This window comes from Photobacterium ganghwense, from assembly GCF_003025595.1.
GTDB lineage: Bacteria > Pseudomonadota > Gammaproteobacteria > Enterobacterales > Vibrionaceae > Photobacterium > Photobacterium ganghwense.
In genome coordinates this window covers 557,244-571,215 of record NZ_PYMI01000004.1, presented here as the reverse complement: position 1 = coordinate 571,215, position 13,972 = coordinate 557,244, and the positions used below count along the sequence as shown (strand labels likewise).

Annotated in this window: 8 protein-coding genes; 4 read left to right on the top strand and 4 right to left on the bottom strand. The window is 51.0% G+C overall.

Going from position 1 to position 13,972, the window contains the following annotated elements; translation table 11 throughout:
• Window positions 1–12 precede the first annotated feature (12 nt).
• A complete protein-coding gene (locus C9I92_RS16915) occupies window positions 13–2,382 on the top strand; it encodes an FdhF/YdeP family oxidoreductase (protein WP_047886149.1) in 2,370 nt (789 codons plus the stop codon).
• Between the two features lie 292 nt (window positions 2,383–2,674).
• Here the strand turns inward: C9I92_RS16915 and C9I92_RS16910 are convergent, their stop codons facing one another.
• The 3 genes from C9I92_RS16910 to C9I92_RS16900 form a co-directional block, all read right to left on the bottom strand.
• Window positions 2,675–4,081, bottom strand: coding sequence for a YfcC family protein (locus C9I92_RS16910; protein ID WP_047886148.1), 1,407 nt, complete (start codon window positions 4,079–4,081; stop codon window positions 2,675–2,677).
• A 100-nt stretch (window positions 4,082–4,181) separates the two neighbouring features.
• Window positions 4,182–5,291: an NAD/NADP-dependent octopine/nopaline dehydrogenase family protein gene (locus C9I92_RS16905; protein ID WP_047886147.1), complete on the bottom strand. Its 1,110-nt coding sequence runs from the start codon at window positions 5,289–5,291 to the stop codon at window positions 4,182–4,184.
• 220 nt (window positions 5,292–5,511) lie between these two features.
• Window positions 5,512–6,447 (bottom strand): LysR family transcriptional regulator, encoded by a 936-nt coding sequence (locus C9I92_RS16900; protein ID WP_047886146.1) that lies wholly within the window; start codon window positions 6,445–6,447, stop codon window positions 5,512–5,514.
• 625 nt (window positions 6,448–7,072) lie between these two features.
• On the opposite strand from C9I92_RS16900, the gene C9I92_RS16890 reads away from it, so the two are divergent.
• From C9I92_RS16890 to C9I92_RS16880, 3 genes are all read left to right on the top strand, one after another.
• Window positions 7,073–8,650 carry an ABC-F family ATP-binding cassette domain-containing protein gene (locus C9I92_RS16890; protein WP_047886390.1) on the top strand — a complete coding sequence of 526 codons (1,578 nt, stop codon included), beginning with the start codon at window positions 7,073–7,075 and terminating at the stop codon, window positions 8,648–8,650.
• Window positions 8,643–9,950, top strand: a complete 1,308-nt coding sequence (locus C9I92_RS16885; protein WP_047886144.1) for an MFS transporter — start codon at window positions 8,643–8,645, stop codon at window positions 9,948–9,950. Before C9I92_RS16890 ends, C9I92_RS16885 begins: the two co-directional genes overlap by 8 nt.
• 291 nt (window positions 9,951–10,241) lie before the next feature.
• Complete coding sequence (locus C9I92_RS16880) at window positions 10,242–12,839, top strand: family 20 glycosylhydrolase (protein WP_047886143.1); 2,598 nt, start codon at window positions 10,242–10,244, stop codon at window positions 12,837–12,839.
• Window positions 12,840–12,925: 86 nt separating this feature from the next.
• Here the strand turns inward: C9I92_RS16880 and C9I92_RS16875 are convergent, their stop codons facing one another.
• Window positions 12,926–13,969 (bottom strand): hypothetical protein, encoded by a 1,044-nt coding sequence (locus C9I92_RS16875; RefSeq protein WP_047886142.1) that lies wholly within the window; start codon window positions 13,967–13,969, stop codon window positions 12,926–12,928.
• Window positions 13,970–13,972: the final 3 nt, after the last annotated feature.

Sequence of the window (13,972 nt, the reverse complement as noted above, 5' to 3'; positions counted from 1 at the left end):
AGGAGCAACTTCATGAGTCAAAAAGAACATATCAGGGATTATAACGCACCGGCTGGTGGCTGGGGAGCCCTGAAAAGTGTCACGAAAAGCTGGCTGGGCAGTGAGAACGCATTCCGTAACCTCAGAACCATGTTAAAAACGAACCAGAATGGCGGGTTTGATTGTCCGGGCTGTGCCTGGGGTGAATCGCCTGAAAATGGCATGGTTAACTTCTGTGAAAACGGTGCCAAGGCGGTGAACTGGGAGGCCACCGGCCGTCTGGTGGACCCGGACTTTTTTGCGAAATACAGTGTGTCCGAGCTTGCCAACCAGACCGACTACTGGCTGGAATATCAAGGACGGCTTACTCACCCAATGCGCTACAACGCAGAAACTGATCGCTATGTAGAAACGTCATGGGAAGAGGCTTATGCACTGATCGCTCAGCACTTGAATAATCTTGACTCTCCGGATCAAGCCGAGTTCTATACATCGGGTCGAGCCAGCAATGAAGCCGCCTTTATTTATCAGCTATTCGTCCGTGCGTTCGGCACCAATAACTTCCCTGATTGTTCAAATATGTGCCACGAAGCCAGTGGCCTTGGCATGTCGGAGACTATTGGGGTAGGTAAAGGCACGGTGGTGTTTAAAGACCTCGAAGAGGCCGATGCCATTTTCGTGATTGGCCAGAACCCGGGTACTAACCATCCGCGAATGCTGGATCCGCTGCGTGAAGCGGTAAAACGCGGTGCTCAGGTGATCTGTCTGAACCCGCTGAAAGAGCGTGGCCTGGAGCGATTCCAGCACCCACAACATCCGATTGAAATGCTGCGCAATGGCTCAGAGCCAACCAATACGGCGTATTTCCGTCCGGCGCTTGGCGGCGACATGGCTGTTTTCCGTGGTATGGCGAAATTCCTGCTTAACTGGGATCGGGAAGCGCGGGAAAACGGGGAACCTGCGGTTTTTGATCACGCCTTTATTAACAAGCACACCACAGGGCTGGATGCATACCTGAACGCTGTGGATGCAACCAGTTGGGGCCACATTGTTGAGCAATCAGGCTTAACGATCGAAGAGATTGAGGTACTGGCTCGGATGTACCGCCGGGCGGACAAAGTGGTGATGTGCTGGGCGATGGGACTGACTCAGCACCGTCACTCTGTACCGACTATTCAGGAAGTGGTGAATTTGCAACTGCTGCGCGGTAACGTCGGTAAACCGGGCGCGGGTTTGTCGCCAGTTCGAGGCCACAGTAATGTGCAGGGTGACCGTACCATGGGCATTAATGAGCATCCGCCAAAAGCGTTGCTGGATGCGTTGGAAAAACGTTTCAAATTCAGCGTGCCACGTGAGCATGGCCACAATTCGGTTCAGGCGATTCAGGCTATGGAAGAGCAACGATCCAAGGTCTTTATCGGACTGGGCGGGAACTTTGCACAGGCCACGCCGGATACGACAAGAACGCACCGTGCGCTGCGCAGTTGTGAACTGACGGTCCATATTGCAACCAAGCTGAACCGCTCTCACCTGGTGACCGGGCGCGATGCGCTGATTTTGCCTTGTCTGGGACGGACTGAAATCGACATGCAGGCGGAAGGGCCGCAGGGCGTGACAGTCGAAGATACCTTCAGCATGGTTCATATCTCTTATGGTCAGCTAAAACCGCGTTCGCCGATGCTGCGTTCTGAAACGGCAATTTTAGCCGGTATCGCCAAGGCGACGTTGGGTAACCATCCGATTGACTGGGATTGGGCCATTGCCGATTACAGCCGGATCCGTGATTTGATCGCGGAGACTATCCCCGGTTTTGATAACTTTAATGAAAAATTAAAGCATCCGGGCGGTTTTCACTTGGGTAACGCGGCGGCTAACCGGATCTGGAACACGCCGAGCGGTAAGGCGCAGTTCAGTGCAGCGGCACTGCCAACACAGCTGGTCAACGAAGGTGTACTGAAAAAAGGCGACAAGCCGGATTTGATCCTGCAAACCATGCGCTCGCATGATCAGTACAACACCACACTGTACGGGCTGGATGACCGTTACCGTGGCGTGTTTGGTCTGCGTGAGGTGGTGTTTGTCAATGAAGAGGATATTCGCCGCTTAGGTTTTGAGCCGGGCGAAAAAGTAGATTTGGTTTCGCTGTGGGACGACGGGCGTGAGCGTCGAGTGTCTGATTTTGTGCTGGTGGCTTACGATATCCCGGCAGGGCAGGCGGCGGCCTACTATCCGGAAACGAATCCACTGGTACCACTGGAAAGTTACGGGGATCGTACCTTTACACCTACTTCGAAGTTTATCGCAATCAAGATTGAGAAAGCGAAACCCAGCCAGACCATCTTAACCACGGCTACTTTTGAAACGGCTACCCCGACAAAAGCAGAACCCGGCACAGCAGCGTAAACCCGTTTCTTACTGGAGCCGGTTTGCTTACTACAGCATGCTTTAGCGTAAAAAATGCGCTGGTAAAGCACTTTGTGGTAAAGCAATTTGTGATAAAGCCTCCGTTATCGACTCAGATAACGGAGGCTTTTTGTTTATTAACGGTTACGTTTTAGCTTGGAATCAAACCGTCCGGACTGAGGTTACCGCGTGCTGTTAACTGCGCATGTTTGATCAAGAGCTTTAACCGAGCGTGATTTTTCAAAAGCGATTAACCACTAGCTATTAACTACAAGCGATTTATTCGTCGCGACTAACTAATAACAACCCCAATACTGAGCAATACCATCACCATAGCGGTCAGCATACCAATCAGTGGGCCAATAAAGCGTAGCCAGGAAGAGTAAGCCACCCGCCCGATTGCCAGGCCGCCCATCACGACGCCGGAGGTTGGCGTCACCAGATTCGGTAATCCGGAGGCAGACTGATAAGCCGTTACTACCAGTTCACGCCCGACCCCGACAAAATCGGCCAGTGGGGCCAGTACCGGCATCGACAGTACCGCCAGACCGGAGGATGATGGCACCACTAGACAAAGCACCGCTTCCACCCAGTAAATCGCATTGATGAACGCAATATCATTCAGCCCGCCCAACAGACTTTCGGCATAGTGCAAAATGGTATGGGTGATATTCCCGTTATCCATGACGACCACCAGCCCCCGGGCAATTGCGATGATCAATGCCACACCAAGCAGATCCCTTGCGCCGTTGACGAAATTGTCCGTGATTTCTACTTCTGACATCCGGCCGACAAAGCCGACTACGATACTCGCGCCGATAAACAGCGCCGACAGTTCGGCCATCCACCAACCGGCAACTGAGACACCCCACATCATGACGGCGAACGTCAGGCCGAAAATTGCCAGAATCGCTTTGCGGGTTGTCGTCAGCTCTGGTGTTTGTTGCTGCTTACTGTGCAGGAAGTAACTGAGGTTGTCTTCGCGCTGGTGGGCGACAATAGACTGTTCAGGATCTTGTTTGACTTTTTCGGCATAGCGCATGACATAAATCACACAGACCAGCCAGCCAAGCACGAGGATAAGCGCACGCAGGGCAAAGCCATCCATAAAATTGATTTCAGCGGCATTAGAGGCGATCACCGTCGCAAATGGGTTGATTGTTGAGCCCAGGCAGCCAATACCGGCCCCCACCATGATAATCGCGACCCCAACAATACTGTCGTACCCGGCTGCAATCATGACCGGGATCAGAAGGGCATAAAAAGGAATGGTTTCTTCTGCCATGCCATATACGGTGCCGCCGAGCGCAAACAGCCCCATCAGAATCGGAATCATCCATTTTTCCCGCCCGGCCAGTCGTTTCATGGTGCCTGAGATACCGGCATCAATGGCGCCGGTTTTGGTAACCACCGCCAGAAAGCCGCCGATCACCAGCACAAACAGGGCGACGTCGACGGCCCGTGCCGCATAGCTGCTCGGGTCATAGAAACCCTGAATCGGGGCCATCAGTACTTCGACCATGCCTTGCGGATTCGCATCGACGATCTGGTACGTACCAACCTGCGGCACCATGCGCCCGAGCGTTTCGTTTTTCTCCATCTGATACTGTCCGGCCGGAATGACCCAGGTCAGCACCGCCATCAGGACGGTCAGTATCATCAGAATGGTGTAGGCAGAGGGAAATTTGAGTTTTGTCATAAGGGTGTCCTCTTATCTTTCAATGGGGCCGTAGCCCCATCACGCGGGCGTTGTTCGCCTCTTGTTGTGCAATCTTATCCGTCGCATGTTGTTGATGCGTTTACGCGACGAAATCCATGATTTCCTGTGCAGACAGGTTATCCAGTCCCATTTTTTTCAGCGTTCTGCCTGTCTCGAAATAGTTGGTTTCGTTATAGGCGTTGTCGATGTGCAGGCATGAGGTCACCATGGGGGTATCGATCCCTACCAACTGTCCCAGCTCATAACACGGCACCAGCAAATAAGCCGCATCTTCCGTGATATAGCGGTTGCTGGCGGAATTCGGCGCGCTGTTGAGTTTACCGTGGGTCTCTGACGTGCGGTTCACTTCGTACACACTTTCACACGCCATGTTGTACAGGGCGTTCATGGCATCCAGTTCCGGTTGCAGCGTCAGACCAAGTGCTTTGCCCACGGCCTGCCGTTCAGCTTCCATCACTGCCGCTGCTTTTGCCGTCGAGACGGAGCAGCAGTCCTTATAGTAATTGAACTGGCCGTCAAAGTTCTCCAGCAATCCCATGTTGAGGGTGGTCAACAGGGGGTGTCCGCCAAAGTTAATGTTTTCTAACCCGGCTTCTATCACGTTCCCCAAGGGTTTCAAAGGCAGAGGCATAACAGGTTGCAGCTTGGTTATCGCCGCTTCGGTTTGTGTGGCAGGAAAAGCCGCCACAGGCAGAAATTCTTTCATTCCGAGAATCGCGATGTCAGCAGGGCCGACAATTCGGGTTGCCCACGGAATTGAAATGGCATCGACAAATGTGATGTTGAGGCTGTCATAACCTTGATCCTGTTTAATGCGGTTCAGAACCAGTGAGCCATAGTTGCCCGGCATCAGCATGATAATCTGGCCATCCCTGAGGTGTGGCAGCATCTCAGTGAACAGGGGCTCCTGGGCAAAGGAAGGGACGGGTAAAATCAGCAAATCGCTGAAGGCGATGGTTTCGGCCAGATCGCGGCTGATGGTGTGGATCGGCTGAAAGCCAGCATAGGTCAGTGGCACATCGTTGTAGCGGGACAGCGCACGGATGCCGCCCTGCTGTTCGATGTCCCGTAGCGGCTGATCAAAGCCCGGCGCACCATACAGGCACACATTCGCACCCTGCAGAGAGAAGTGATACGCCGCAGTCAGACCGGCATTACCTGAGCCGATGACGGAGACACGAGGGTTCATAGGTTCATCCTTTTTGTTATCTGGTTTATCCGTGTTCCAGACTAGGGAAGAACCGTATTCAGCCGCCAATGAGCAAGGTGGCGACCACTATGCGAAAAAGTAATACTCTTCGTGTGATATATTCTTAACTGTTTGATTTATTGATAATTTCTTTGAGTGAAGCTGCTATCACCCATAGGCGCGTTAGTGTGAAGTGAAGCGGCCATGGTCTGTTTAAGACCTAGCCGGGGTAGTATTCATCCAGATCGCGCATTGGACCAATTTTCAGGCGAATGTCCATTTGATCAGCCTGCAGCATGAACTGCTCAACAAATTGCTCCGCATGGCGATGGATAGGCTTGAGCGCCGGGTAAAGAATATCGAACTCAAACGGCAGGCTGAAAGCCAGCGGCCGCATCACGACTTGCGGATGCTCATCTTCCATGTAGGCCGTAAAGGGGTCAGTGATGGCAATTCCTACGCCTTCCCGAACCAGTGCCGCCGCCGTGCTGGCCAGCGAGACTTCGATTTGTTCTCTGGTCGCCAAATCGTACCGGCGGAGCAGGGCGTCGATCCGACGCTGGGTAACATCTTTTTCATGGCGGATAAGAATGTGCCCGGCCAGGTCGGTAATGTCGACCACCGCAAGCGAGGCCAGCGGTGAATCGGCAGGTAGCAGGCAAACGCATTCACTTTCCACTCTCTGCGCTTTTACACCAGCAAGAGATTCATCCACAAATGCAAAGCCGATATCGGTCGTCTGGCTTTGTATCCGGCGAATGACTTCCTCTGAGCGGTAAGTTTTAAAGCCAACTTTTAATTGCGGTGCATTGGTCAGGAGTTTCGCCAAGATACGGGGCAGAAACGCGTTTGACAGCAGCGGCATGGCAGCAATATTCAGGCTGCCGAAATGGTGGGAGCGGATGGAATTTGCGGCATGGTCCAGCCCGGATACGGCGTCGAAAACTTTGGCTACTTCCAGGTAAAACGCTTCCCCTTCATCACTGAGTTCAAGCCGGTTACCTTTGCGGATAAACAGCTTGAACCCCAGCCTTTCTTCCAGGGCGGCTAACAATCTGCTGACGGCGGGCTGACTAAGATTAAGACGCGTTGCTGCGGCGGTTACGGTCTGGCATTCCACGACGGCTTTAAACGCATTGAGCTGAGCTAACTTCATACTTTGCCACAAAAGCGGCCGAGCTTTGGCCGCAACACAATAAAGGGTCAGTTATAAGCAGTAACACCGTAAGGGGCAATGGTTTTTAGTGATTGCCTCCCCAATTTGCCTGTGTCATCAACCTCTGAATCGGACAGACTGGGCTGACCCGCACGTATACGCTTGATTTGTGGTGTACTCATGAGCTTCGGTGACTCCTCTTTACCCACTTATCATTACCGCCTTAAGTATTGACATCACTATCGTCATTAGGCTAATTTGCCGCCAATTGTTTTTAAACAGCTCTCTATCATGTTGTACATTCTTTTTAAGAACTTCCTTAGAAGACGTCGCTCCGCGCAGATACACGATGAAGTGTTGCTCGGAGCTTGATAAACCTGAATCTTCATCAGATGTCATGTGCGTATTGGGCGCAGGTGTTATAGCACCTGTCGGTTGCCTGTACGACAACATCTGATTTCAGTAAGAGAAACAGGTAGAGAGAGTCGGCCGGTGATGCTTCATCACCGGCTTTTTTGTATCTGAAATTCGTCAGTGAGCGATTCAGGTACAAGGTTTAATCGAAAGAGTAACCTCGGGGCCGGTGCATTCCATGCATCCGGCCCCTTTTTTATGGTTTAAAAACATGAGCTTATTAACTATTAAAAATCTGACTTATCAGGTGGCAGACAAACTGTTGTATCAGCAGGCAAATTTCTCGCTTCATCCTGGTGAGCACCTTGGTGTAACCGGGAACAATGGGGTAGGAAAAAGTACCTTGCTGAAATTGCTGCAGGCGGAGTATTTACCGGATCAGGGCGACATTAGTTGGCAACCCGGCGTGATCGTCGGGTATCTCGATCAGCATGCGCAGGTTGATCTGACCCTGTCGATTCACGCTTATCTGGCTTCGGCATTTGTAACGTTATTTGAGGCTGAAAAGGCGCTGATGGCCTTATATGCCGATATGGCGACGGATGCTTCGGCATCTTTGCTGAACCGCGCGGCGCAGTTGCAGTCTTTGCTGGAGAAAGAGCATTTCTACAGTCTGGATCACCGCATTGAGCAAGTGGCAAATGGGCTCGGGATCGACTGCTTCGGTCTGAGTACGCTTATGGGAAATTTGAGCGGTGGCCAGCGCCATAAGGTGATGCTGGCGAAACTCTTGCTGCAACAGCCGGATGTGTTGCTGCTGGATGAACCAACCAATTACCTCGATACCGATCACGTCACCTGGCTGGGTGAGTTTCTGAGTCAGTATCGGGGAGCTTTCATGGTGGTGTCGCACGATACGGCGTTTCTCGACAAGATTGCAAATGGCATCTGCGACATCGACTTCAGGCAAATCCGCAAATACAAGGGACATTATGCCAAGGCGATGGCGCAGAAAGCACATGAGCTGAGCAATCAGGCCAAACAGTTTGATGCGCAGCAACGCGAGATCCAAAAACTGGAGCAGTATATTGCCAAAAATGGTGCCGGGGTGAATGCCAAAATGGCTAACGGACGTAAGAAGCAACTGGCGAAAATTGAGCGTCTGGACAGGCCGGAGCACAAACTGACGCCGGTGCTGAACTTTGCCTCTGCGCCGCTCAATGCCCAGCAAGCTATTGTGGCTCGCAACCTGCACATTGGATATCAGCATCCGTTGTTACCCGCTATTAATCTGCATGTTCAGCGTGGTGAGAAGATTGCGATCACCGGCTTCAATGGCCTGGGAAAATCGACATTATTGAAAACCCTGATTGGGGAAGTGACACCGCTGGCGGGACAGGTAGAAACCGCCAAAGGGATCCAGTGGGGCTATTTTGCCCAGGATTTGAATTGGCGTTATCCCGATAGCACACCGCTGCAGGTTGTACGGGCGGCATGTTCGGCACTGAATGATAAAACGGCGCGTCAGAAACTGGCGCAGTTCGGGATTTCTGGCCGCAAAGCACAGCAAGCGTTGGCAACGCTGAGCGGCGGGGAGCAGACCAAAGTCAAACTGTGTTGCCTGGCTGTGACCAACACCAATGTGCTGATTCTTGATGAGCCGACTACACATTTGGATGTGGATGTGAAATCGGCGCTGAAAGAGGCACTGATCCGTTATCAAGGCACTGTGGTTATTGTCTCCCACGAGTCTGAGTTTGTCAGCGGCTGGCCGGACAGGGTGCTGGATATTTCGCGGCTGGGGCATAAGCACCAGATCAGTGAGCATCAGGAGACCACTCATGGTTAATCGTCACCACAACCCAAAAATAATGCCTTTTGTATTGTTTATGGTGGCGTTTCTGGTGGGGGCCGACGAGTTGCTGCTGGGGCCGATTCTGGCACCTGTCGGGGACGACCTCGGCGTGGCACCGGAGCGGATCACCTTGTTCATTACGGCTTACAGCCTGGCCATTGTTTTTGCGGCACCGTTCTTTGGTCGATTGTCAGACAAGATTGGCCGCATACAGGTAATCCTGCCGGCTTGTGCTTTGTTTGGCCTGTCGTCGGTGGCGACCGGATTGACGGATCACTTTGGTCTGGCGCTGGCGACACGGGTGATGACCGGATTAGCCAGTGCAGGCATGCTGCCGATTGCGTTCGCATTGGCCGGGGATCAGCCGGGATCAAAATCAATGAAACAGATCGTGCTGGTACAGGCGGGGCTGACGCTGGGAATGATCACTAGTCCGGGGATCGGCGCATTGCTGACAGCGTTTCATTCCTGGCGATTTGCGTTCATTGCGCTGGGCTGTGCGGCGTGGTTGGTCACGCTGTTACTGTTGTTGGTCAGTCGGAAAGCAACACCGCCCGCATCGGCGTTATCTGCAACGGCTTCTGAGCCTGATTTGTTAGTGCCGGATTCGCCAGTATCTGATCCGTTAATACCCGAGCCGTTAATACACGATCTGTTAGTACCCGATCTGTTAGTGCCTAGGCAAGCCAGCTTCCGCCCTCTGTTGATTCCAGGAGCACTGGGTGCATTGCTGGCCATGGGGTTTGGCCTTGGCGGCGGCATCGGGATCTTTAATCTGGCAGGGCAACACTTGCGGGATACAGAAGGGCTGACTGTCGGATGGACAGGCATGATGTACGCGGGACTTGGGGTCGTCAGTGTGCTGGGGAACATGGGCACATCTCATGCGATGAAGCGGTTAGGGAGCGGTCGTGCTGTGATGCGGAGTGCGCTGATGGTGTGCATGTTCAGCAGTGTTTGCCTGTTTAGTCCGCTCGGGGAACTCAGTAGTGAGCAACAGACGAGTTGGTGGGCTATTACCTTGTTGCTGGTGGCGTGGTCACTGGCTGGAGGCGTTGGCTCTCCGGCCCTGCAAAATCATATTTCGCAGCTTTCAGAATGCCACCGAGGTGCACTGATGGCATTGGGCATGAGTATGATGCACCTTGGCGTTGCCGTGTGGTCGGGCACTGCCGGTTTTGCTTACACGCAAGGGGCCGGATGGGTCGCCGCTTTGTCTGCGGTGCTGTTTTCTGTCGCCATTATTGTATTGAAACCGGCAGAGCGGCCAATGGAGACCTCGGCCACCGAATAAACGACAGCAGAGCGAACCCATAACCCGATAACGTCCAAGGCGGCTTTCTGCAAAGACAGCCGCCTTTTTATTAGGTGCAGGTTTGCCATATGTGCTGAATCGGATTCTTCGCTTAGCTGAAGAGTGTGATCTTTTGTCCTCTGAATTGTAACCATCACAAGAAATGGCAGGCCATTTCTTGTAGCGACTCGAAGGCTGTATAAAAAACAAATTGCGTATGCTTGTCGAAGTTGATGTATGTCTATGGAGTCATATTCTTATTTCACTGTGTGAAATAAATAAGGAAAAAAGATGAACTGGACTGCTTCTGCTATCGCGCTCACCGTTGGGGCTGCGTTGTGCTCTTCCCATGCTTTTGCTTTGACTCAACAGCAAATCAATCAGTTAGGTGACACCGTTGATCTTTCGTATCACGTTCTGGATAACACGCAAGATGAATGGCGTACATTCCGCGGTAAAATCACGCTGAATAATACCGGACAAACCGAACTGCCGGCCTCTGGCTGGTCTATCTGGTTTAGTCATATCCGCCAAATCCCGACTGTGTACAGTGACCAGTTCACTATCAGTCATATTAACGGCGATATCTTCAAACTGTCGCCTACATCAGCATTTAAAGGATTGGCAGTCGGACAATCACTGGATATCGTTTTTGATGGCTCAGACTGGGCAGTAGCAAAAACGGATGTCATGCCAAACTGGTATTTTGCCTCTGAGCATCAGGGGGGACAGGTGACGGCACTGATTAAAAGCACCAGTAACTCGGTAGCCGGTTCGGTACCGGTGAAACCGGATGAAGAATTACCGTTTGTGGCGGATTTTACCAGTGCCAAGCAATGGAAACGTTACGACTCCGCGAGTCTGACTGACCACTATGATCCTTTTACCCCAGCACAACGTTTCGAACGCAACGCAGAACTCACGGCGCTGGTTAACCCGGTAGGCATTGTGCCCGCACCGAACGAGCTGGTGTTGGGAGAAGGACAGGTCAGCCTGGATGACAGCTGGAGCGTTGTTTATGACGCGGGTTATGAAGTGGAAGCGGAATACCTTGCCAAACAATTGGGTCTCAACGCAGTGCCCTGGTCACCACAAACAGCCAAGACCATTAAAGTCGGCTGGGGGCAGGTGTTGCAAGACCATAAACTTCGCTGGCGTGAAGCATATCAGTTGAATGTCAATGCGGCACAAAATCACATTCAGATCCATGCTGTCGATGCCGCCGGTGCCTTTTATGCCGCTCAATCACTGTTGCAGTTGGTTGATAACCGGATCGTTCCGGCCGTGAAAATCAGCGATGCCCCGCGTTTTGATTACCGAGGCTTCTCGATTGATACCTCGCGTAACTTCCGCAGTAAAGACAATATCCTGAGCCTGCTGGATCAAATGGCTCGGTTTAAGCTGAACACGCTTCATTTACGATTGGCCGATGACGAAGGCTGGCGAATTGAGATTGCGGCACTGCCGGAGTTAACGGACATTGGCGCAAAACGCTGTCACGACCCGGATGAGCGTACCTGCCTGATGCCATTCCTTGGCGCAGGGCCGGAAGGCACCCCAGAATCAGACGGTTTCTACACCGCAGCGGACTATCGTGAGATTCTCGCCTACGCCAAAGCGCGCAATATTACCGTGATTCCGGAAATTGATATGCCGGGCCACGCCCACGCCGCAATCAAAGCGATGGAAGCTCGTTATCATCGCCTGATGGCAGAAAATAAACACGCTGAAGCGGCTGAGTTCCTGCTGAGTGATCCGCAGGATACCACGCAGTATTTGTCTGTTCAGATGTTCACCGATAACGCCATCAACGTGTGTCTGGAATCCAGCTTTAACTTTGCCGATGTGGTCGTTAAAGAACTGGTTGCGTTGCATGACGGTATCCAGCCGTTAAAAACGTTCCATTTTGGTGGCGATGAGATTGCCGGAGCATGGAAAAATTCCCCGGCCTGTGCAGATTTCTTTGCCAGCAATGACAAAGGAATCACCAACGCTGATCAGTTAAGCCAGTATTTTGTTGAGCGTATCTCTGCGATTACCGCCGGATACGGCCTCAACTTAGGTGGGTGGGAAGATGGCCTGATGCATGGCGAAGTGTATCCACGCAGCGCGATGGTAAATGCGGAAGTGACCGGAAATGCCTGGCAGAATATCTGGGAATGGGGTGTGGCCGATCGCGCTTACAAGCTGGCGAATAACGGCTTTAACGTAATACTCAACCACGCCACTCACCTGTACTTTGACCATCCATATGAGCCGGATCCGGCGGAACGTGGTTATTACTGGGCACCACGTTTTATCGACACTCGTAAGACATTCGGTTATATGCCTGATGACGTGTATGGCAATGCTGATTTCACCCGCGCTGGTGTCGCGATCAGTAAAGCAGAAGTGCTGGCATCGGCCTCGGATGATGCGAAAAAGCTGGTTCATCCGGAAAATGTCGTAGGAATCCAAAGCTCACTGTGGGCTGAAACCGTGCGCACAGAATCTCAGTATGAAGGTATGGTCTTCCCGCGCCTAATTGCGATGGCCGAGCGTGCCTGGCACGAAGCCGGTTGGGAAGCGGATGATCGTGCAGGCAAGGCGACAGATGTAACTTATCGTGACCAGGACTATAACCGCTTTGCGAACCTGCTGGGCCAACGTCTGTTCCCGATGCTTGAGCAAGACGGTATTGCTTTTAACCTGCCGGTGCCGGGAGCGAAGTTAGAGCAGGGCGTGCTATTGGCCAACTCCCCATTCCCGGGGCTGGCGATCCAGTACTCCACGGATCAGGGAGCAAGCTGGCAAGCCTACAGCAGCCAGAATCCACCGTCAGTCACTGGCCGTGTATGGCTTCGCACTGTATCTGGTGAACGCAGCAGCCGCATTGCGAAACTGCACTGAGGTTCGTTTGATTAGTTGAAACGAAATAGCCCGGACATATGTTCGGGCTTTTTACTATGGAAATACTGACTGCTTATCACTCATAGTTAAAAATCAACAGATACTCCTGCAGATAAATAAGAATATGGATGTCCAAAGAATGAGGCCGTTTGTTGGTTATAAGTTCCAGGATAAATACCGAGAGTATAATTAGAGGCCGCGTGCCAACTAGCAAAGATTGATGTGTTGTTTGTTAAACTATACATCAGTCTTGCATCAACGGTGGCGTTAAATTTCTCCTTGTAGCCTTGCTCATAATTTGATTCAGTTACGTAATATCCGCTTAAGGCAGTAATCCCTTTCAATTTTTCATTAAATGACAAAAGATAGATAAGCTTTACATCAAAAATATGCTCATACCACTTATCATTTTGCGGGGACTTTCTTTTCAAAGTACTTATATGATCTCGAATAGCAGATCCATTTACTTCCATATCAAGAAAATTTTCATCTTTGATATGGAACAGTCGAGAGTCAACCTCTGGTGTAATTTCAGACAATCGGTATCCAATAGAAAAATGTAATGGCTTGTGTGGTGTAAGCTTTGTTAAATAGTGAAATGAAGTGCCTATCTCTTTGTTTTCTATTTCGAGTAAAGGCAATGGTTTCAGAGTTGTCGGATCGTATAACACAATATCCTCACCAAAAATTACATTTCCAATTTGGTACTTATGAAATTTTTTATTTGGGAACTTACTGTGATAAAATCCAAATTCAAAGCCGTTAGAGTTATCTTCATCCATAAGTTGTAGTTTTATGGCAAGTCCATATTGATCAACTTCTAAGCTTTTAGGCTCAACCGTTCTATCAACTGATAACGTTCGGTAGAATATGCTACCCCGAGAAATTATTGTATAATCACTTAATTTATAATTAGTATTATAATTAAAACCTAAATTCACAGAAAGCTCATTATCAAATTTAGTTGTGCTTGATACTTTTTCTGAATAATTAAAAGCATCAAATTTCTCAGTTGAATATGAAGTGTTTACCCAAAACTCATTGATTTTTGATGCATCAATAGGTAAATCAAGTATAGAGGGGTAGGCACCCCTCGATACTAGAAGCAAAATGAAAATAGCAAACCGCATAAC